The 20,536-nt window shown below is 52.9% G+C and carries 19 protein-coding genes and 1 riboswitch; of the genes, 11 read left to right on the forward strand and 8 right to left on the reverse strand.

Annotation, left to right across the window (positions count from 1 at the left end; translation table 11 throughout):
• The first annotated feature begins 115 nt into the window (after positions 1 to 115).
• The 4 genes from yedF to PHV74_08200 all read left to right on the forward strand — a co-directional run bounded on the left by yedF (position 116) and on the right by PHV74_08200 (position 2,327).
• Entirely contained in the window at positions 116 to 466 is a 351-nt protein-coding gene (gene yedF / locus PHV74_08185) for a sulfurtransferase-like selenium metabolism protein YedF (GenBank protein ID MDD5094339.1), read from the forward strand.
• Positions 456 to 698 (forward strand): DUF3343 domain-containing protein, encoded by a 243-nt coding sequence (locus PHV74_08190; GenBank protein MDD5094340.1) that lies wholly within the window; start codon positions 456 to 458, stop codon positions 696 to 698. The genes yedF and PHV74_08190 overlap by 11 nt, the downstream gene beginning before the upstream one ends.
• 68 nt (positions 699 to 766) lie before the next feature.
• Entirely contained in the window at positions 767 to 1,246 is a 480-nt protein-coding gene (locus PHV74_08195; protein MDD5094341.1) for a hypothetical protein, read from the forward strand.
• Between the two features lie 82 nt (positions 1,247 to 1,328).
• A complete protein-coding gene (locus PHV74_08200; GenBank protein ID MDD5094342.1) occupies positions 1,329 to 2,327 on the forward strand; it encodes a hypothetical protein in 999 nt (332 codons plus the stop codon).
• Positions 2,328 to 2,637: 310 nt separating this feature from the next.
• Here the strand turns inward: PHV74_08200 and PHV74_08205 are convergent, their stop codons facing one another.
• The 6 genes from PHV74_08205 to mutY form a co-directional block, all read right to left on the reverse strand.
• On the reverse strand, positions 2,638 to 2,886 hold the full coding sequence (locus PHV74_08205; protein MDD5094343.1) for a LuxR C-terminal-related transcriptional regulator: 249 nt from the start codon (positions 2,884 to 2,886) through the stop codon (positions 2,638 to 2,640).
• A 171-nt stretch (positions 2,887 to 3,057) separates the two neighbouring features.
• A riboswitch (cyclic di-GMP riboswitch) is annotated at positions 3,058 to 3,145 on the reverse strand.
• 349 nt (positions 3,146 to 3,494) lie between these two features.
• Positions 3,495 to 3,929, reverse strand: a complete 435-nt coding sequence (locus tag PHV74_08210) for a response regulator (protein ID MDD5094344.1) — start codon at positions 3,927 to 3,929, stop codon at positions 3,495 to 3,497.
• 1 nt (position 3,930) lies between these two features.
• The gene (locus tag PHV74_08215) at positions 3,931 to 5,640 is read right to left on the reverse strand and encodes an ATP-binding protein (GenBank protein ID MDD5094345.1); all 1,710 of its coding nucleotides are present in this window, start codon (positions 5,638 to 5,640) and stop codon (positions 3,931 to 3,933) included.
• The gene (locus PHV74_08220) at positions 5,618 to 6,079 is read right to left on the reverse strand and encodes a response regulator (GenBank protein ID MDD5094346.1); all 462 of its coding nucleotides are present in this window, start codon (positions 6,077 to 6,079) and stop codon (positions 5,618 to 5,620) included. The genes PHV74_08215 and PHV74_08220 overlap by 23 nt, the downstream gene beginning before the upstream one ends.
• Positions 6,076 to 8,463: an ATP-binding protein gene (locus PHV74_08225; GenBank protein ID MDD5094347.1), complete on the reverse strand. Its 2,388-nt coding sequence runs from the start codon at positions 8,461 to 8,463 to the stop codon at positions 6,076 to 6,078. Before PHV74_08225 ends, PHV74_08220 begins: the two co-directional genes overlap by 4 nt.
• Positions 8,464 to 8,721: 258 nt before the next feature.
• Positions 8,722 to 9,804, reverse strand: coding sequence for an A/G-specific adenine glycosylase (mutY, locus tag PHV74_08230; protein ID MDD5094348.1), 1,083 nt, complete (start codon positions 9,802 to 9,804; stop codon positions 8,722 to 8,724).
• Between the two features lie 133 nt (positions 9,805 to 9,937).
• Between mutY and selD the strand changes: the two genes are divergently transcribed.
• The 7 genes from selD (at position 9,938) to gltA (ending at position 18,548) form a co-directional block, all read left to right on the forward strand.
• On the forward strand, positions 9,938 to 10,987 hold the full coding sequence (gene selD, locus PHV74_08235; GenBank protein MDD5094349.1) for a selenide, water dikinase SelD: 1,050 nt from the start codon (positions 9,938 to 9,940) through the stop codon (positions 10,985 to 10,987).
• A gap of 91 nt (positions 10,988 to 11,078) precedes the next feature.
• Complete coding sequence (locus tag PHV74_08240) at positions 11,079 to 11,333, forward strand: Smr/MutS family protein (GenBank protein MDD5094350.1); 255 nt, start codon at positions 11,079 to 11,081, stop codon at positions 11,331 to 11,333.
• 30 nt (positions 11,334 to 11,363) lie between these two features.
• Positions 11,364 to 12,041: a hypothetical protein gene (locus PHV74_08245; protein MDD5094351.1), complete on the forward strand. Its 678-nt coding sequence runs from the start codon at positions 11,364 to 11,366 to the stop codon at positions 12,039 to 12,041.
• Between the two features lie 157 nt (positions 12,042 to 12,198).
• Entirely contained in the window at positions 12,199 to 12,651 is a 453-nt protein-coding gene (gene nuoE, locus PHV74_08250) for an NADH-quinone oxidoreductase subunit NuoE (GenBank protein ID MDD5094352.1), read from the forward strand.
• A gap of 17 nt (positions 12,652 to 12,668) precedes the next feature.
• On the forward strand, positions 12,669 to 14,573 hold the full coding sequence (gene nuoF / locus PHV74_08255; GenBank protein MDD5094353.1) for an NADH-quinone oxidoreductase subunit NuoF: 1,905 nt from the start codon (positions 12,669 to 12,671) through the stop codon (positions 14,571 to 14,573).
• A gap of 26 nt (positions 14,574 to 14,599) precedes the next feature.
• On the forward strand, positions 14,600 to 17,095 hold the full coding sequence (locus PHV74_08260; protein ID MDD5094354.1) for a sulfide/dihydroorotate dehydrogenase-like FAD/NAD-binding protein: 2,496 nt from the start codon (positions 14,600 to 14,602) through the stop codon (positions 17,093 to 17,095).
• Positions 17,096 to 17,153: 58 nt separating this feature from the next.
• Positions 17,154 to 18,548, forward strand: coding sequence for an NADPH-dependent glutamate synthase (gene gltA, locus PHV74_08265; protein MDD5094355.1), 1,395 nt, complete (start codon positions 17,154 to 17,156; stop codon positions 18,546 to 18,548).
• Positions 18,549 to 18,598: 50 nt separating this feature from the next.
• On the opposite strand, the gene PHV74_08270 is transcribed toward gltA, so the two are convergent.
• Positions 18,599 to 19,279 (reverse strand): TrkA family potassium uptake protein, encoded by a 681-nt coding sequence (locus PHV74_08270; GenBank protein MDD5094356.1) that lies wholly within the window; start codon positions 19,277 to 19,279, stop codon positions 18,599 to 18,601.
• A gap of 8 nt (positions 19,280 to 19,287) precedes the next feature.
• Positions 19,288 to 20,536: TrkH family potassium uptake protein (locus tag PHV74_08275; GenBank protein MDD5094357.1), on the reverse strand; the 1,249-nt coding region annotated here is incomplete at its 5' end.

Below are 20,536 nucleotides of genomic sequence, written 5' to 3' on the forward strand. Positions count from 1 at the left end.
TTTGAGTTCATTGCGCTCCTCGTCCGTCAATCTGACCTTGTATTTCAATAGGGGCATAGCAACCTCCTTTCTGAAGATTACTATACCGCTATTTTAGCGTCAATACAAGCATGACATGACACTAGTCTCCGGCCCGACTGTTCTGCTGATTGGCTCAGACACGTTCGGACGAGGCAGCGATGAATTGGGCCAGTTACTGATGCGCAGCTTCCTTCACACGCTGAATGAGACTTCTACCCTTCCTGACCGGATCATCTGCCTGAACAGTGGCGCCAAGCTGGTAGTCGAGGGCTCTCAGGTTCTCGACGATCTGTGCGCCCTTTCGGAAAAAGGCATCGAAATCCTTGCCTGCGGTACTTGCCTGGGCTATTATGAGATCAAGGATAAAGTCGCAGTGGGCCGAATTTCCAACATGTATGATATAGCCTCGGCACTCCTGGGCGCGGGGAAGATCATTGAGCTCTAAGTCAAAACAGGAAGGGCGCTACGGCGTAGTGCTGCTTCATTCCACCAGTGCCGCACTGCGCGCAGAAAAACTGCTTCAAGCGGAAGGAATTCCAATGAAGTTGATCCCGGTGCCGCGCCAGCTGAGCTCAGATTGCGGCATCTGCGTCCGATTTGAGCGCTCAGATCAGCCCAAGATTGAGGCTATCCTTCAAAAGTCGAGGCTAGAAATTCAGGACATCTGCCCTATTTAGCCTTCGTTGACTCCTCCGTCAGGTTGCAGTAGCATGGAATCAGCCGACAGGAGGGCAGGTTCATAGAAATGCATGAATATGAAGGCCAATACACGTATGACGACTATCTTTTCGCCAATCGCCTCAACTACCGTTCCTCACGTACCACTAAGATAACGCGAGGCGCGCTTTTCCTGCTGTTTGTGGTAGCGATTTTTGTAGTCATCAGCAGCCCGGATAATATCCTCAGTTGGTTTTTCATCGCCATCCTGGTCGTCCTGCTGGGCTTTCCATACACAATATTACCAACTCTGACGAGGCGAGCATTTGCTCAACAGGGTCAACTCCATAGTCAGGTCAGGTTCGTCTTCGATAGTGGCAAGATCATATCCACGACTTCCGCAGGGGAAGCTACTCTCACCGGGTTGCATCGCTATATGATATCGGATCGGATGATTCTGCTCTATATCGCGCCCAATACTTTTATCATGTTGCCCCGCAGATTTCTGGGCAGCGACAGTGAAATGGAATATGTGGGGAATTTCTTAAAGGGTTTCCCTGTAACCTAAGCGTAACGACCCTTTCATGTTTCCTCGTGTCAACGGGTTGGAAAAGCCCCCATCGTCAAGACTCTCTTCAGGATGTGAGATATTGTCAAGGACTAGACGTTACAAGCAAAAAGTAGCTTTTGTCTATCTCGGAGAAACCCATAGCGAGTATGAAGAAGTCGCCAATTCTCTGGCATCACAGGGAATCGAGAGCCACCTGATCCATCTCGATCATCTGGAAATGGTTGACTGGTCAGAATTTGACATGGTGAATATCCGGGAGTGTAGAGGGTACCATCTTGATCCTGCTTTTCTAACCAAAATCGAGGCGCTGCATCACAAACTCCTTGACATCGCAGGGAAGGCCATTCCATTGGTCAACCCGCTGGAAGTTGTTCGGGCAGGTTTGGATAAAGGGAAATATCTTCGTCAGTTGGAACAGGATGGAATCGACATCATCCCGACGTGCTGGCTCAAAAGTGGCGATGCCATGACTCTGGAAAGAGTGATGGCGGAAAATGGATGGGCGGAGGTTGTCGTCAAGCCCGCCATATCTTCCCGGTGCTGGAATACCTTCCGTGTTTCAAAACACGGCGAGGAAATCGTGCTGGGCAAGGCAGAGGATGCTCTTCACGGTCCGGCAGAGAACATCGCTGAAAATCAATTTCCGGAACATGAACTCCTCTTTCAGCAGTTGTTGAGAAGCCAGGATGTCTGCGTGCAAAAATTCATACCCGAGGTACTCAGAGGCGGGGAAACATCCTTTGTGTTTATCAATGACACATTCAGTCATGCCGTTCAGAAAACTGTAGCCGATCAGGGCGGATGGCTGGCTCATGAAATGTTTGGCGGAGCCAACGAGTATCGGGACGTAAGTGGCAACCAGGTAGAATGGGCGGAAAACATATACGCAAAACTCAGCCGGAGATATGGCAGAATGCTGTACGCGAGAGTCGATGGTATCGAAGAGAATGGCCTATTGCGACTTTTGGAATGTGAACTGGTTGTGCCACGCCTGTTTCTTCGCGAAGGAGATGCTTTCCATACATATACAAAGGCCATCAAAAACTGGCTACTCGATCCTCATAAGCCCCCCGGATAGAATGGCAGCAGCTCTCCTTAAGGCTATAGGATAACTGGAACCTATATCGAGTTCGCCATCAAGTATACGCCACACCCCGAGAGTGTTTGATATACGCTCGGTTAGCCTCCGGCGTTAGATTCGCAGACTCGCGGCGCACCATCTATCTGGTCAATCCCGATGATCTTTTGTCGCAGAATACAAAAGCCGCGCATTCTTCTTCCCCCATTTGGGGGAAGAAGAATGCTATCGAGACGTGATCAGATATTCCTTAGCACCCGCTCTCTCTGCTTCGCGAGTTTACAGCCTCGTTCTAACCGGCCGATTAGCCTCAATGCTGGTAATACACGTACCAGAGCATCACAGCAGCGGCTCTGGGGTCCTCGTCAACTGAAGGTTTCAGCTTTTTGAAAATGGGCCGAATGGTATTCTTGACCGTCTTGAGTTTCAGCCCCATCTCCTGAGCTATCTTGTCGTTCCGATACCCCAACGCCATCAAGTCCACGAGCTCCTTTTGGCGAGGGCTCAGCTTCTTGATAAAGTCGGTGGCGCGCTCCAGGTTCTGTTGATTTTGTTTCACTCTTGTCCTCCTAAAATATTTCGCAGTTCCAAGTGCCTCCGCGTTCCTGCTTCTCGACACCTATAACCCTTTCATGTAAACCAACTAGGTCTTAAACCCCACAAAAAAAGGGATGCCAAGAAAGACATCCCTTTTACCAGCGCCATCAGATAGACACTTTATTCGACGCTCTTCGGCAACCCGGCCACCTTGTCCCGGAGGGAACTTCAGGCCCGTGGTTTTGCGTCCCAGGATTTCGCCTGGTTTGCCTTTCTCGGAGATCTCGAGCTTGCTTATCGCGATAATTCGCAACAGCTCTGCTCTTTATCGGGATTGCTGAGAAACATTCAAAACGGGCTTTTCCAGCAATCCCTCGATATATTTTTAAGGTGACGAGGGCCCTATCGGGCTGCTCTGGTACCTAGTCTACAACACTTCCGATAATTTAGCAATAAGGCGTAAGGCCGAAAATATGTTTGGTTTTGGTGTGTCCCTGGCAGCAAGTATCTAAAAAGGGATAAAAGCTGTCACTTTTCAATGAGGCCAATAACTGGTGCAGACCAATCAGGCCTAAGGGGTCGGTGGTTGGCCATGTGAGGGCGGGTCCCTGCCGCTAATTTTGGGGTTGGTCAGGACTTAATCAAGGCTTCGCTAACATCCAGCACTTGACTGCTCTTTAATTCCTGCGCTCTCTCGATACACTCACAGTATTCCTGGACAGTCGCGATCAGATCTTGGGGTTCAAAAGGTTTTGCGAGGTAGTGCAGCAAAATTTCTGTCAATTCCTCGGAATCGACATCGGGAGATTGTCTAGCCGTCAATATCGATATGATATTCCCCTCGTCCAACCCTCGCCTGTTAATCTCTTTGACCGTATCCCACCCGTTCATACCGGGCATCATCACATCCATGAGGATCACACCCTTAAAACCTCTCTCCAATTCCTCGATGCATTTTTCCCCGCATTCCACAGGAAGAACCTCGAAACCCGCTCGGCGAAGAATCACCTGCACTGTAAACCGAATGCTTGGCTCATCATCTACAATCATTACCCTTTTGCCCATTTCATTCACCTCTATGTTTGCTGTTGCTTTTTTGATTTCGCTTTTCTGACTTCAATATCTGGTCCAGGCTTTGAATAAACTCCGCATCTTGCTGAATACGAACCGGGAGACGGATAAAGAATGTGGTACCTTTACCCAATCCCGCGCTTCTGGCCCATATTTTCCCTCCGTGTCTTTTCACGATGCGCCGGCAGATTGCCAGGCCCAAACCGGCCGAACCAAGTTCATGACGCGACTCATCGACTTTGTAGAATTCATCGAAAACCCGGCTCGCCTGATTTTCCGTAAGGCCTATTCCGGTATCTGTGACGGATAGAGTAACGTATGTGTCATCCAACTGAGCATCGAGAGTTAACCTGCCACCCTCAGGGGGCATAAACTTGATGGCATTGCTGATCAGGTTGTCCAGCACCTCCATAAGCAGCAACTCATCAGCAGGTACACTGATTTCCTGCTGAACCCGGTTTTCAACGGTAATTTTGCTTTGCAGAAAACTATGCCATTTCCGTCGGATGACATCGGCGAGAAGCTTGGAAACGTTCACCTTTCGAAGGTTCAGTTCAACAGCGGATGAGTTAACCGTTGCAAGCCTCACAGTCTTTTCCACCAGATTTTTCATGTACTGTACATTGCGGTTTATCACATCCACCAGTTCTCTGGATTCGGAATCCTGAAGGTCCTTCTCGAGCATCGGCACCAGAGCCACCAGAGGTGTTAACGGACTCCTTAAGTCATGAGCCATCTGGGAAATGAAACGATCCTTCTCATTGAGCAGCCGCTCGATCTCAAACGTCCTCTCTTGTACTTTCCTCTCCAGATGGGTGTTAACGTCTTTCAGCTCACCCTGGGTTGCTAGAAGTTCTTCGTTTTTTTGCTTTACCTCCTCCTCCGCCTTCTTCCGGTCAGTGATATCCGTAATAAATCCTTCCACGGACTGCAGTTCCCCATCTGGCGAAAAAACGCCTGCCCCTTTTTCCAGAACCCATTTTTCATCGTCGCCGGCACAATGCAAACGATACGTGATGCGATAAGGGCGTTTCTTCGTCACCGCCAAGCGGATTTCTTCCAGAACGTGAGCTCGATCGTCTCTGTGGATGAGTTCCAGGTATGAAAGCGACTGATCTCCTTCCAGATCGGAGGGTTTAAGGCCAATCAAGTCGATACTTCCTTCGCTAACAAAGCTCATGGTTCTGCGACTGTCCATGTGGCCCCTGTAGGCCATTCCGGGCAGATTGCTCAGCAGAGAAATTAACGCTCGCTCGCTGTCCTTTAACCTGGCACGAGTCTGCTTTAGCTCCGCCTCCGTGCCGAGTTGTTTGGTTACGCGTTTCACCACCTGAGGCAAGAACTCCAGAAAATCGGCGTCTTTGATCAGATAGTCCCGCGCTCCCAGCTTCATCATTTCCACGGCGATTCTCTCATCGCCTTCACCGGTCATCACAATGAACGGAGCCACGGATTGGTTGTCGCCAAGCCGACAAATGATCTCTTTTGCCGTCATATCGGGCAAGCGATAGTCCAGCAACACAAGCGTATCAGGAAAGTGTGAAATGAACTCAATCGTCTGAGCGCCTGTTGACGCGTGGACCGCCCGAAACCCCGCCCGAACCAGAGTTTTATCAATCAGGCGAGATGTGGCCTCGTTGTCCTCAACGATGAGAATCCTGACGCTTTGTTCGGCACTATAATCAGTTGCTGGAACAGTTTCCATTGATTCTTGGCACCTCCACAACCGAAAGGAAAAGGCCAAGCTGGTGAACGGCATTGACAAACCCTTCATATTCGACGGGCTTGACTACGTAGCTGTTGCATCCCAGGACATGACAGTGTTCGATTTCCCTGGGGTCATCTGTGGTGGTGAGCATAATTACGGGGATCCGCTTCAGATGCTCATCTGCCTTCATTCGCTCCAACACCTGGACGCCATCGACCTTCGGCATCCGGATATCCAGCAGCATGAGATAGCTGGAGTCTCTTCTCAGCTTTGAAATTCCGTCTCCGTTCCCGAAGAGGAAATCCAGAGCTTCCTGTCCGTCCTTCAGGTGGATGAACTCGTTGGTGATTCCGGAACGTCTGAGGTTTTTCTGGATCAGCCGGGCGTGTCCTTCGTCGTCCTCGGTAATGAGTATGGTAACTTCTTTGTTGTTCATTTCGCGCTCACCTTCTCTTTATGATTTACCCCTGGCAGGGTAATGATGAAGCGGCTGCCCGAACCGACCTCTGATTGGAGCCTGACATTCCCTCCGAGCCGATCCAGAACCTTAGCGATGATTGTCAACCCCAAGCCCTCGCCGCTGATTCCGCCGGATGGATTGAGCCGATGGAAAAGCTCAAACACCTTCGGCTGTTGCGATTCGGGGATCCCGATGCCGTTATCCTCGACTATATAAGTGGCTGAGCCATCCATCTCATTGCCTGTGATCTTTACCAGGCAGGGCCTGCCGGGGTCTTTATATTTGATGGCGTTATCGATGAGGTTGGAAAATACCTGATTGAGAAGTGTAGTGTCCCCTCTACAGGGGGGTAAGTCCTCGATCTCCATGCGTGCGCCGAATTGTTCAAGTCTGTATTCAAAGGTCTTCTTGATATCGGACATCACCTGATTCATATCCGCATCCTCTATGTTTAGCGCCGCTCGTCCCAACCGGGAAAGGCGAAGCAATCCGGAGAGCAGAGAATCCATTTTGACAACACTGGCCCGAATATAGGAGAGGCAATCGGGAATATCGGTTTGCACGATCGGGGCAAGTTTCTCTCGAGTCTGGGCAGGAATATCCTCGTTTTTCAGGAGCGTAACCAGTTCCTCCACACAAATGTCCATTTCTTTACTGAACCCTTGAATATTGACCAGCGGCGATCTCAGATCATGAGAACTTACATATACGATCTGCTCCAGTTCCTTGTTCTTTCCCTGAAGGCGTTGGTTCAGCTTCTCTTTCTCCTGCTCCGCCAGAGTACGCTCCTCTACTTCCTTTCGGAATAGATCGATGGCCTCCTGCAATTCCTGAGTCCTCTCATAAACCCTTATTTCCAGATCATTGCGAGCTTCTTCCAGCGCCATTTCCGCCTGCTTGCGTTCGGATATCTCCCGGCTCAGTTCCTGATTGGCTGTGGATAGTTCTGCCGTTCGCTCCTTAACCTTCGCTTCCAGACCGGAACTGTATTCCTTCAGCTCGTCATGAGACTTTTTCAGGTTGGCGCTCATGGCACTGAACGACCGAGAAAGATCTCCTACCTCATCTTTTCTCGAGGTTGAGACATCATAGCCCCAGTCTCCCTGCATGATCCGCTCGGCGCCGAGCTTTAATCTTACGATAGGCATGGAGAGCCGCTTTGAGAGAAGCATAGCGAGCACTGCCCAGCAACAGACCAATACCAGCAGCGACCAGATCATGTTTCGGGTCAGGTCCGAAACTGGAGCGAACACTTCACTCTTGCTTTTTTCCACTACAACGGTCCAGCCGGTGTCCGGCAATCGCTGGTAGACGCCAAATACCTTTGAGCCGGTATAGTTTTTCCAGCTTGTGCATTCCACGTTCGCATCAACCCCGCCCTGCGCCATGTTTTCCGGCAAGGTTACTTGTTGCTGCAACACTGCGTCCTCACTAAATCTTGAAGGGGTCAGCATGTAACCATTCTCGTCCACAAGGTACATTTCACCGGTGTCTCCCAGCCCGCTCGTATCCGCGGAGATCGCCTTCAATTCGTCTTCTCCACCCAGGTAGGCCATCACGCCTTTCAGTTGACCACCGGAGTAAAACGGGGCTGCTACCACCAAAATAAAACTGGTGCTGTTGTCGTATGTCAGAAGATTGCCGATATAGGGCCCTTCCTTCCCCTTGATATAGACATCGGTTTGGCTTAAATCACTCTGTTGAAATTTAAGTCTACCCACGTCTATTGTGCTCCAGTTGAGTTCGTCCAGATCAATTACACTCATGTCGATCTTGCTCATGTCGATCTTGCCCAAATCTATCTTCGTGAAATCGAGCTTGCTCAGATCAACCTTGCTGAAATCGATCTTGCTCCAGTCAACCCGAGACCAGTCCACTGTGGATAGGTCTATGGCGTTCCAATCGATCTGGCTGTAATCCGCCGTGCTCCAATCGATCGAGCTGGCATCTTTCAGAACTGGGGCACTGGAATTGGTATCCTTGAACGATGAGGAGACAACCGTCCCGTCCCTGTCCAGAAATAGAATTTGCCAGATGTACTTGTTGGAAGAGGTCATGGTTTGCAGGATTGCGCCCATGGCGGTATAGTCATCTGCTTTTATCGCTCCCCCGAAAGCGCCGGAGTTAACCATACTGTCGTAAGATTCGTACTGTGTTACCAGCAGTTCGATACTTTGCATTTGATAGGAGAGCATGTTCTGGATGGCATGAGTTCTGGCCTGGGCAATGCCTTCCAGATTGGATTTTGCCTCATCCTCCAACCCGTTTGCAGCTACAGTCCTGCCGATGAGCGTGCCGCTCACCCCAGTCAGCAAAACCGCTGCCAGAATCAAAGTCAGTATTTTGGTTCGGATGCTCATCCAGCTTCCTCCGTCAGTTTCCCAATCATGCTCGCAAATCCCGCTATCACAGGTCTTGATAGGCTCATGGCCGACACTTGGAGTTAGTACTAGAGTAATCTTAGTAGAACATATTTGAGTTTAGTAGATTTTGGGAATCACGTACACTGGGCCTACACACATGTCATATTCAGGTAAACCCCCAATCCATAGTGGGGTTTGTATGCAAGCAGGTTGGCCATTTGCACGGGAGAAGGGTCATGCGAAGGGAGGGTCACTCTACGGGAGAAGGTCGCGGAGCAAGGGGATGAACTTATGATTGGCCCTGGGGAAGGGGTAGCGTTCGATCTCAGCGAGGGTGATCCAGCGGTAATCTACCGGCCCGTTCAGTTTGACATCTCCGGCAATGCAGGTACATACAAAGACTTCCATGATGACACGGAAATGCGTGTAAGCGTGCCTCACCTGCGTCAGATGAGAACAGATTTCCACGTCGAGGTTGGTCTCCTCTTTGATCTCTCGAACGCAGGCCGCTTGGGCAGATTCAGTGGCATTGATCTTGCCACCCGGAAATTCCCACAGGCCCCCAAGAAGCCCCTCCGATTTTCGACGAGTAATCAGTATGCGATCGTTTCGGATAACCACACCCACTGCGCTATGGACCTCCGGGGTGGGTTTTGACGGGATTCTCTTGGGATAGGCGTTCTCTGTTTGGCGTTGATACGATTGGCATTGGACATTGATGGGGCAACAGGCGCAATCAGGATTTCTGGGCGTGCAGATCACGGCACCCAATTCCATCATCGCCTGATTGAAATCACCGGGGTTCTGATGATCAAGGAGTTCGTCGGCAGCTTGTCGAAAGGTTTTGTGGGAAGCAGATGCATTGACAGGGGCATCGATCTGAAGAAGCCGAGCCAGTACGCGCTTGACATTGCCGTCTACCACCGCTTCAGGACGATCAAAGGCGATGCTCCCAACGGCAGCGGCAATATATTCACCCACGCCGGGCAACTGGCGGAAGGACTTGGCATCATGGGGAATGCTCCCCCGATGTTCGGCCATCACCTTTCGTGCTGCCAGATGAAAGTTGCGTGCCCGGGCATAGTATCCCAGCCCTTCCCAGATTTTCAGGACATCACCGAGTTCTGCATTGGCCAGACTTTGCAGCGATGGGAATCGCTCCAGAAACCGGCGATAGTAAGGAATGACAGTCTGAACCTGGGTCTGCTGCAGCATCACCTCGGAAACCCAGATGGCATAAGGGTCTTCGGTTCGACGCCAGGGAAGGTCCCGATGGTTTGCTTCATACCACCCAAGAAGACTCTGCTGGATGATCTCTACCTCTGGTGATGTACTCAACTGTCCCTCGACCACAGATTACGGGCCAATAACTGCATTGTCAAGAAGGCCAGCGCACGTCACTGACGGGCGTCATCGCTCAGGCGCTGGAGGGTGCTTCTATGATGTTTCTGTTAGTGTATAATGATGTCACATGGAAAAGCAGAATCTTCGCCTAACCGAAACCGTCAGGGGAGCGGGCTGAGCCTCCAAACTGGGTCCGGGTGACCTTGAAAAGGCTCTGTGCGGCCTGGAAATCCCTTCCGACCCGAACCTCCTCATCGGGCTGGAAAGCTGGAGCGATGCCGGTGTGTACAAGCTGAGAGACGATCTGGCGATTGTACAGACCGTCGATTTCTTCACGCCCATTGTGGACGACCCTTACGATTTCGGGCGGATCGCTGCTGCCAATGCCCTGAGCGATGTTTACGCTATGGGCGGCAGACCGTTAACCGCCATGAACCTGGTGTGTTTTCCTCTCGGAACATTGGACATCTCTGTATTGCGCGAGATATTGAGGGGTGGGATGGACAAGCTCCGTGAAGCAAAAGTGGCACTTGTGGGCGGGCATAGTGTGGAGGACTCGGAGCTCAAGTATGGTCTTTCGGTGACCGGGGTTATTGATCCCGGAGAGATCATCACCAATGCCGGTGCGCTGCCCGGGGATGTTTTGATCCTCACCAAGCCTTTGGGAACGGGGATCATCAACACGGCCGTCAAGGCAGGGATGGCCGGGAAAGATGCGGTGGATGCTGTCATCGATGAGATGTCCAGGCTTAATCGCCAGGCCTCCGAAGCGATGCAGGAGGTGGGGGTTCACGCCTGCACGGATATCACCGGATTCGGTCTCCTGGGCCATGCCTGTGAAATGATGCAAAGCAGCGGAGTGGGAATGGAGATCAATGCGGCCTCCGTTCCTGTATTCTCTGGGGCGGTCGAGTTTGCGCGAATGGGCCTTGTTCCCGGGGGCACTTATCGCAATCGGGACTTCCGCACCTCGATGGTGGAATTTGCCCCGGATGTGGTCGAATGGGCCTCGGACGTCCTCTTCGATCCGCAGACCTCCGGCGGATTGCTGATTGCCTTGCCTGCCGGGAGATCAAAAATCTTACTGAGCAAGCTTCGAGCAACGGGTCACGCTGGGGCATCCGTGATCGGCAAGATTGTGGAGGAGCCAAAGCTCAAAATCATTGTTAGAAATTAAGGCTCGGGGACGCTCCACACCAGCGAGGACCAACAGCTGAGTCTCCGCAATCTTTCTGGAAAATGCGCTCCTATTCAAGGGAATGACCGTCATGGCAAAACTCAAACTGGACCTGCACGACATATACAACAAGGGATATCAGATTGATGCCGAACTCAATCGAGCCATGCAAGAGGCTGTGGATAAAAAGATCACCCCTCTGGAGATCATCCCCGGCAAAGGCAGCGGCCAACTCAAGAAACGCGTGCTGCGATTTCTAAACCAGCCCGAAACAAAAAAGATGTATCACCGTCTCGAAAAGGACGATAAGAATTTTGGGAGGATTTTTGTACATTTCAAGTTTTGACCGATTATTAGAGCCCCATAAGGGGAAGATATGATTCCGTGGGAACATATTGAAACCGTAGAGGTTCCCGGAAACGGCGGCTTGCTTCGCCTCTCCAAGCGCGGAGAGGAGTATTCCATCACTGTGGACGGACACGAACTGATGAACAGCCGCGTTCACGGCTCGGCCGATGCATTGGCGCAGACGGTCTGTACCAAACTCCCCAACCCTCAAAACGCGCGGATTCTGGTTGGTGGACTGGGTATGGGCTACACCCTTGCGGAGACCCTCAAGCAAATAGGCCCCGGAGGAGAAGCGGTGGTTGCCGAGCTGGTGCCGGCGGTGGTCCAATGGAACAGGGGGCCACTGGGACATCTTGCAGGACACCCGCTTAACGACGTTAGAACCACCGTTCGAGAAATAGACGTTGCCCAGATTCTAAAAGAAGAACAGATGGCCTACGATGCCATTCTCCTCGACGTGGATAATGGTCCGCAAGGGCTATCGCGCCATGCCAATAACTGGCTGTACGCTCTGGCAGGACTGGAGACCGCCCGAGATGCGCTGAGATCCAGAGGTATTCTGGCCATATGGTCGGCCGCCCCCAGCCGGGCTTTCACGCGGCGCATGCGAAGCGCAGGTTTCTGGACAGACGAAATTTGTGTCGGTGAAATGGGCCCCAAATGTGGACCGCGAAACACCATCTTCATCGGCAGAAAGCGAGTATAGACTGCTCCCAGAAATTTATCGGAAGGTCCAACATCGGGTTGTTTTTCCTGACCAATTCAAGTATTATGTTTTCTTAGCATCCTTAAAATCGCTTGCGGGCTAGCAAAACGGCAGCCATTTGCCTACCTCAACTGCGATGAAGAAGATGGAAACGTAAATGATGCAAGAGATACAGGAAATTCTGGCGTCTCACTCTGCTGAGCGCAGCAGTCTGATCCCGATCCTTCAGGATATCCAGGAAAGTCTGGGGTATCTCTCCGAAGAGGCGCTGGACCAGATCAGCTGTTCCCTCAAACTATCCATCAACGAAATCTATGGGGTTGCCACCTTCTATAACCAGTTTCGTTTCCAGCCCCCCGGTGAGCACACCATCCATGTTTGTCTGGGCACCGCCTGCCATGTGAGGGGAGGAGAACAGATCATGGATGCCATGGAGAGGGAGCTGAAGGTGAAGTCGGGGGAAACCACCGGAGACGGCAAATTCAGTCTGGAAAGGGTAGCCTGTTTTGGGTGCTGTGCACTGGCGCCGGTGGTGGCGGTGGATGGCAAAGTTCATGCCCAGCTTACCGCCAAGAAAGTCCCATCCATAATCTCGCAATACCACAAATAGAGAGTCGATAGAACCATATGAGACCATTATCAGAGCTATATCCACAAGCGCAAGCCGAGTGGAAACAACTGGAGAAAAGCGAGGTCCCCGTTTTCTTTGTCGGAGCGGCAACATGCGGCCATGCTGCGGGTGCTTCCTCAGTATTGGAGGCCCTTCGCCGAGAGATAAAGGACCGCGGCATCGAGGCGCTGGTGATGGAGGTGGGGTGCATCGGGCTCTGTTCCTTTGAACCGACTGTCATCGTTCACAAGCCGGGTGCTCCCAGGGTGTGTTATGGCAATGTGGGTGCCGACGAGGCCATCCAGATACTGGAGAAACACGTCCTCGGCGATGATCCCTGCGCCCGGTTAGCCCTGGGGAAAATGACGCCGGGCAGTCTGGACGGCATAGGAGATTTCAAGGAACATCCGATGCTGCGCCGTCAGGTGAAGAACGTCCTTGCCAACTGCGGACTGATCGACCCGGAAAACATCTTTCACTATCTGGCTCGCGATGGCTACCGCGGATTCCTTCGGGCATTGGATCTGGAGCCGGAGGGCGTCCTGAAAGAGGTCAAGACTTCAGGACTTCGCGGGCGAGGAGGAGCCGGTTTTCCCACCTGGCAGAAGTGGCATTTCTGTCGAGAGGCGCCCGGCCATCCGAAATACCTGATCTGCAATGCCGATGAGGGAGACCCCGGGGCGTTCATGAATCGCTCGCTGATCGAAGGCGATCCGCACGCCGTTCTGGAGGGGATGCTGATCGCCGGTTATACCATCGGGGCCTCGCATGGATATATCTATTGCAGGGCTGAATATCCCCTGGCCATCCAACGTCTTCAAAAGGCAATCGAACAAATGTATGAGATGGGCCTCCTGGGAGAAAATATCCAGGGGTCTGACTTTTCATTTTATCTCACCATCAAAAAAGGGGCAGGCGCGTTTGTCTGCGGTGAGGAAACCGCCCTGATGGCCTCCATTGAGGGTCGACGAGGCATGCCTCGTCCCAGGCCGCCATTCCCGGCGGTCAGCGGGCTGTGGGGCAAGCCGACCATTATCCAGAATGTGGAATCGCTGGGCAATCTCCCCCTGATTTTGCGTCGAGGGGCCGATTGGTATGCCCAGTACGGATGCGGGGCCAGTAAAGGAACCAAGACCTTCGCTCTGGCGGGCAAGATCAAGCGGACAGGCCTCATCGAGGTACCACTCGGCATCACCCTCAAGGACATCATGTACGATATCGGCGGGGGCACCGTTAGCGGAAAGCCGATCAAAGCGGTGCAGACCGGTGGGCCTTCAGGCGGGTGTGTCCCGGCATCGATGATGGATCTATCGGTGGATTACGAATCGCTCACCAAAGCCGGAACCATCATGGGTTCCGGCGGCATGATCGTGCTGGATGAGGATAGCTGTATGGTCGATATTGCCCGCTACTTTTTGTCGTTCACTAAGGAAGAATCCTGCGGCAAGTGTGTTCCCTGCCGGGTGGGGACCAGCGCCATGTTGAATATTCTGGAACGGATTCGAGACGGAAAAGGCGAGATGGCCGATCTGGATCGACTGGAAAGACTAGCCCGGACGATCAAAGATGGTTCGCTCTGTGCACTGGGACAGACTGCCCCCAATCCTGTTTTGACCACGCTACGATATTTTCGAAAAGAGTATGAAGAGCACATTGAACTGGGCCAGTGTTCCGCTTTTGTATGCAGTAAACTGATCAGCTATCACGTTGATGCTGAGCGATGTATCGGTTGTGAAGCCTGCGCCAAATCCTGTCCGGTGAGCGCCATCAGCGGCGAGAAGAAAAAGGCTCACCTGATCGATCAGCAGTTGTGCATTCATTGCGGGGTATGTTTCAGTAAGTGTCCACAAGCGGCTGCCGCTGTCTATCGCCGTAGCGGCGGATTGACCCGATACGAAGAGCCACTGAAGAAGAAAAAGTGAAGCTGCCTGATGGGAGGCCATACACCTTGAAGCTGACGATAGACGGAAAACAGGTAATCGGTGAGAAGGGGAAAACCGTGCTGGAGTGCGCTCTGGAGCACGGAATAGAAATCCCCCACCTGTGTGCACATCCGCATCTGGAGCCTTATGGCGCCTGCCGAATGTGTATCGTCGAAATCGAAGGCATGCGGGGTTATCCAACTTCCTGCACTACCCCGGCCACCGATGGCATGGTAGTTCACACGAACACTCAGGCGCTCCAGAACCTTCGCCGCGATATTCTGACGCTGATGATGCTGGAACATCCCAGTGCCTGCCTGACATGCCAGAGGCGCGAGATGTGCGAGCAGTACCGCCCCGAGGCGGAAAAGGCGGGGAGAACCACCGGATGTCATACTTGCAATAACAAAGATGTCTGTGAAGTACGGGCCCTCTCGAAGGAGATTGGCCTTTCGGATTTACCTGTCCCTCCGCAGTACCGCCATTTGCCCCTGGATCGGTCCAACCCCTGTATCGACCGTGACCTGAACCTTTGCATCCTCTGCGGCCGTTGTGTGCGCATCTGCAAACATCATCATGGCTGGGGGGTGATTGATTTCGTCAAGCGGGGCAGCAAGACGGTTATCGGCCAGGCATTCGGCAGATCTCTGGTGGATGCCGGATGTCAGTTCTGTGGCGCATGTGTGGATGTTTGTCCCACCGGAGCCATGGCAGATCGATACGCCAAATGGTACGGCAAGCCGGATTCATCTACCGATTCAACCTGCATGTTCTGCGGGGCTGCCTGCGCCCTGAAACTTGGGGAAAGCCAGGGGAAACTGGTCACTGCTGAAGCCCTCTACGGGGATTTCCCGATTTGCGTTTTGGGACGATTTGCCCTGCCTGAATTCTTGAACGCTCCTGACCGCTTGCGCGTGCCTTACGTGAGGGTGGGGAAGATACTGCGTGAAGTGATGTGGGAACAGGCCCTGAACACGGCGGCAGAGAAGCTCAAGGAATTCGTCGGCCCCGGTTTTGCCCTCATATGCGATCAAACCAGCCTCCTGGAAGATCGATATCTTTTCCGGAAATTTACCCGCGACGTGATGAAGTCGCCTCACTATATTGAGATTGCACCGGATGAACTTGGTGTCTCCTCCTTGTCCACTCTGCCAGATGGCGTGAAGGCGGCAATGCTCATGGGCAGCTTTATTGATCCGGCAGAACTAAAGGGGGTCGATCTTCTGATTGTTCAGGATATCTTCCCCAGTGCTTTGAGCGACCGGGCCGATATCGTCCTGCCCGTTGCAGTCTTTGCGGAAGTTGATGGCACAACCCACGATGGCACTGGCGTGCCGCGTCCTCTGCGCCGAGCCTGCACTCCAGCAGGACAGACTCTGCCGGAATGGCAAATCATCGCCCGGCTGGCCCAGAAAATGGATGCAGCTGGTTTTGATTATCCGTCAGTTGAGCCTGTTACCCAGGAGATGGGAATACCTGAGGCTCGATTATTCAGCGACAGAACTGAGGCACCCGTTCCATCGCTGGATCTGAGGCAGAGGCGTACTCATTTCCGGGGGCACCGAATCGATGCAAAGGTTTCTGCTTTGAGGGAACTACCTCTCGCAGTACAGAGTGATGTGGCAGCCGTACCTGTTGCGGCTGTCGCCCGGCGCGGGGAGGGTTTTGTCATCCTGCAAAAGAGCGAGATTGCGCCGAATGTGCATGAGATCGTGATTGAAGCGCCACACATCGCCAAAAAGGCGCTGCCCGGCCAGTTTGTTATCGTGATGACCGATGAAACTTCCGAGCGCGTGCCCTTCACCCTCTGCGACTGGGATGAGCAAAAGGGAACGATCACTCTGGTGGTTTTGGAGGTGGGACAATCCAGTCGCAAACTTGCTCTCACCCAGACTGGGGATAGACTCGCGCACGTGGCAGGTCCATTGGGAATTCCTCTGGAAATCAAACCTTACGGCACAGTTATGCTGGCAGGCGGATGCTATGGAATCGGGGCGATCCTGCTTATGGCCAGGAGTCTGAAGCAGGCGGGCAACCGGGTTATCGGAGTAGTGGAAGCTCGCAGCCACTACAGCCACTATTATGCAGACAAGCTTTCGGGCGTCTGCGATCAATTGGTCCAGACAACAACGGATGGCTCCCTGGGCATCCGCGGCCATGCGGTTGATGCCATCATCCAGAGGCTCAAAGATCAGGAAAGTGTCGATCTGGTGGTGGCTGTGGGATGTCCGTTCATGATGATGATCACGTCCAAAGAAACGCAGCCATTCGGAGTCAAAACGATGGTGGCACTCAATCCTATTATGCTGGACGGCACCGGCATGTGCGGAGCCTGCCGCGTAACGGTGGGCGGAGCTACCCGGTTTGCCTGCGTGGATGGGCCTTTCTTTGATGGACACCAGGTGGATTGGGAAGAACTAAGGGATCGGCGTGTGGCCTATCGCAATGAGGAGATCGACGTGGTCGGGCATACTGCACCGGTCGTGCCTCACCCTTCCGGTCATCGCTGCCAGTGTGTATAAGATTTTCAAGGTAACCCCAGCAATATCAGCGAATTCATATCGAGGAATAGAGTAATCGATGGCCAAAAATGCCATTCCCAGACAACCCATGCCGGAGCAGGCCCCGGAAGATCGGCGGCGTAATTTCGACGAAGTCCCCTTCGGCTATACGGAAGAACTGGCCCAGTTGGAGGCCAGCCGTTGCCTCCAGTGCAAAAAACCCCGTTGTGCAGAGGGCTGTCCGGTCAACATCAATATCCCCAGCTTTATCGGCCTCATCAAGGAAGGCAGATTTCTGGAAGCGGCCTGGAAGGTCAAAGAGCAGAATGCCCTTCCGGCAGTATGCGGTCGAGTTTGCCCCCAGGAAGAGCAGTGCGAGAAAGGGTGCGTTCTGGGTATCAAAGGCGAATCGGTGGCCATTGGAAGGCTGGAACGTTTTATCGCCGATTATGAACGACGCAGCGGCAACATCAAACTTCCTCCCATGGCTCCCAAGACCGGCAAGAAAGTGGCAGTGATAGGCTCAGGTCCCGCCGGACTTACGGTTGCCGGCGATCTGATCAAGCTGGGACACGCCGTGACGGTATTCGAGGCTCTGCAGGAACTGGGTGGAGTGCTGGTTTACGGGATACCGGAGTTTCGTTTGCCCAAGGAAATCGTGCGGGCAGAAACGGACTACCTCAAGCAGCTCGGCGTTGAATTCGTTAAGGATTTCGTGGTGGGCCGCAACCGAACCATACCCGAACTGATGGGGGAAGACGGTTACGCTGCCGTGTTCATCGGCACAGGGGCTGGCCTGCCGTCATTCCTGGGAATTCCCGGAGAAAACCTGGTCGGCGTCTATTCGGCCAACGAGTACCTCACCCGTTCCAATTTGATGAAGGCATATCTGTTCCCTCAGTATGATACCCCACCCATCCGGCGTCAGCGGATTGCTGTGGTTGGCGGCGGAAATGTGGCCATGGATTCGGCGAGGACAGCGTTGCGCCTGGGGTCGGAATCAATTATCGTCTACCGCCGCGCTCGGGAGCAGATGCCGGCTCGGGGTGAGGAAATTCACCATGCCGAACAAGAAGGCGTGCAGCTAATGTTGCTCAACAATCCCACCCGCATCGTCGGGGACAAGAACCATCGAGTGGTGGGCATGGAATGTGTCAAAATGGAACTGGGAGAGCCGGATGATTCCGGACGTCGCCGTCCCATCCCGATGAAGGGTTCCGAGTTTATTATCGACCTCGATGCTGTGGTCATCGCCGTTGGCAATGAGCCCAACCCCCTCATCCCTCAGAGCATGCCTGAACTCAAGATCAGTAAGCGGGGAACGATTGTGGTAGATGAGGGAACGATGCAGACCTCTGTCCCTGGCGTCTATGCAGGAGGCGATATCGTCTCCGGGGCAGCAACAGTCATCAGTGCAATGGGCGCAGGCAAGCGCGCCTCATCCGCGATGGATGCCTATCTGAAAGGCCGATAAAAGAAATCTCTCGATGCCGGCCAGCGGCTCTTGATAAATATAGCCCCGCTTTAACTTCTGGACTCTAATGATTTGACCTCAGTCAGCAACGCTTCCATGGCGTCGTCTTCGCCGGAAATAATGAGAACATCGTTAGCTTTGATCACTTCTGACGAATCCGGAGCAATGATCACCTCTTTTCCCCTCTTGATGAGGAGAACCGCTATCCCCCGCCGACCTTTACGGCCCAACCCCAGATCTCCCAAAGACTTGTTGGCGAAATGCAGGGCCTCACCCAGCCTGGCGATCCCGTATCCGGGAGAAACGGGCATGTAGTCCACAACATCGGGAAGGATGATCTCGTGAGCCACTCTAGCCGCCTTCTCTCGCTCGATATAGATGACCCTGTCTGCGCCAATTTTCTCCAGGATAGAGCCATGAAGTTCGTTTTCAGCTCGGGCGATCACGTGGCGGATCCCGAGCTTCTTGAGCAAGAGGGTGGATAAGATATTGCTCTGGATATCCGATCCAATGGCCACAATCCCTATCTTGAAATTGCCTACTCCCAGTTTCCTGAGTATAACTTCATCGGTGGTATCTGCCTGAATCGCATGGGTGATGTGAGAGGACACAGCCTGGACGTGCCTTTCCTCTTTGTCCAGGGCTAATACTTCATGTCCCATGTTAAAAAGAACTTCAGCCAGGTAGGAACCGAATCGTCCCAGACCAATCACGACCACTTGCCTTTTCATATGACCTCCTATCCGATCCTTACCGTATCATGAGGATAACGATGGGTGCTGGGTTTCTCCCTTTGCACCAGGGTGAGCGCCAGGGTGATGGGCCCAAGTCTACCGATAAACATGGTGAGGATGATAATGACCTTTCCAGCTCCTGACAGCGCGGGGGTGATGCCGGTAGAGAGCCCCACTGTGCCAAAGGCAGAGACTGTCTCAACAAGAAGCGTCAGAAAGCGAAAGTCCTCAACGATGGTGAGGATCAGCACCACCACGCAAACCAAAGCCAGAGAGAGCATCGCCAGCGCCAGCGCCCGGTATACGTTTTGAACCTGGAATTCCCGACCGAAAGCTCCCGCATTTTCTTTTCCGGTAAGGGAACTCCACATCGTAGCAGTGAGCATCCCAAACGTGTTGACCTTTATACCGCCGGCAGTTGATCCCGAAGCCCCGCCGATAAACATCAGAATAACGGTAAAGAAGAGAGTATATTCGGCTGCCATCCCCATATCGATAGCCTGGAATCCTGCCGTTCGCGGTGTGACAGATTGAAAGAAAGAAACCAGGAGCTTATCACCAAAGCTAAGAGGGCCCAGCGTTGCAGCTCCGGAATACTCGGTAATCAGTATCACAATGGTTCCCAGCCCCACGAGGGCAAGGGTAGCCACGATCACAATCTTGCTGTCAAGGGGGAGTCGGCTGAATTTCCAGGTCTTGCCAAAGTCGGCTATCACCATGAAACTGATTCCGCCAAGGATAACAAGGCCCGCGGTAACCAAGAGAACCAGCGCGTCTTTTTGATAAGGGATCAGGCTCTGAGAGCCTCCCACAACAGCAAATCCGGCGTTGTTGAATGAGGAAACCGATTGGAATATGGAGTGCCAGAGAGCCGTCCAGAAAGGACTTTCCTCAGAAAACCGAATGAAAAAAAGCGCTGCCCCGGTTCCCTCTATCAGCAGCGTGATCAACCCATACATTTTGACCAGCCGAACAATTCCTCCAGCCCTGACACCTCCCAACGATTCGGCAATAATCAGCCGCTGGCGCAAACCGATCCTCCTGCCCAGTGCAATCAGCAAGATGGTAGCACTGGTCATGAAACCAAAGCCGCCAATCTGGATGAGGATCAAGATGACGAGTTGCCCAAAGGGGCTAAAGTGTGCAGCGGTATCTGGTATGGTATTCAAGCCAGTTACACACACAGCAGAGGTGGCAGTGAAAAGAGCATCCACAAAAGGAGTGAATTCACCGGCCTTACTGGAGAACGGCATC

The organism is Dehalococcoidia bacterium (genome assembly GCA_028711995.1).
Taxonomy (GTDB): domain Bacteria; phylum Chloroflexota; class Dehalococcoidia; order SZUA-161; family SpSt-899; genus JAQTRE01.

Bases quoted from the DNA above. Each gene is read 5' to 3' on its own strand.
- yedF (MDD5094339.1), top strand. From the start codon at position 116: ATGACACTAGTCTCCGGCCCGACTGTTCTGCTGATTGGCTCAGACACG.
- PHV74_08195 (MDD5094341.1), top strand. From the start codon at position 767: ATGCATGAATATGAAGGCCAATACACGTATGACGACTATCTTTTCGCC.
- PHV74_08210 (MDD5094344.1), bottom strand. From the start codon at position 3,929: ATGGGCAAAAGGGTAATGATTGTAGATGATGAGCCAAGCATTCGGTTT.
- PHV74_08215 (MDD5094345.1), bottom strand. From the start codon at position 5,640: ATGGAAACTGTTCCAGCAACTGATTATAGTGCCGAACAAAGCGTCAGG.
- PHV74_08220 (MDD5094346.1), bottom strand. From the start codon at position 6,079: ATGAACAACAAAGAAGTTACCATACTCATTACCGAGGACGACGAAGGA.
- PHV74_08225 (MDD5094347.1), bottom strand. From the start codon at position 8,463: ATGAGCATCCGAACCAAAATACTGACTTTGATTCTGGCAGCGGTTTTG.
- PHV74_08240 (MDD5094350.1), top strand. From the start codon at position 11,079: ATGGCAAAACTCAAACTGGACCTGCACGACATATACAACAAGGGATAT.
- PHV74_08245 (MDD5094351.1), top strand. From the start codon at position 11,364: ATGATTCCGTGGGAACATATTGAAACCGTAGAGGTTCCCGGAAACGGC.
- nuoE (MDD5094352.1), top strand. From the start codon at position 12,199: ATGATGCAAGAGATACAGGAAATTCTGGCGTCTCACTCTGCTGAGCGC.
- nuoF (MDD5094353.1), top strand. From the start codon at position 12,669: ATGAGACCATTATCAGAGCTATATCCACAAGCGCAAGCCGAGTGGAAA.
- gltA (MDD5094355.1), top strand. From the start codon at position 17,154: ATGGCCAAAAATGCCATTCCCAGACAACCCATGCCGGAGCAGGCCCCG.
- PHV74_08270 (MDD5094356.1), bottom strand. From the start codon at position 19,279: ATGAAAAGGCAAGTGGTCGTGATTGGTCTGGGACGATTCGGTTCCTAC.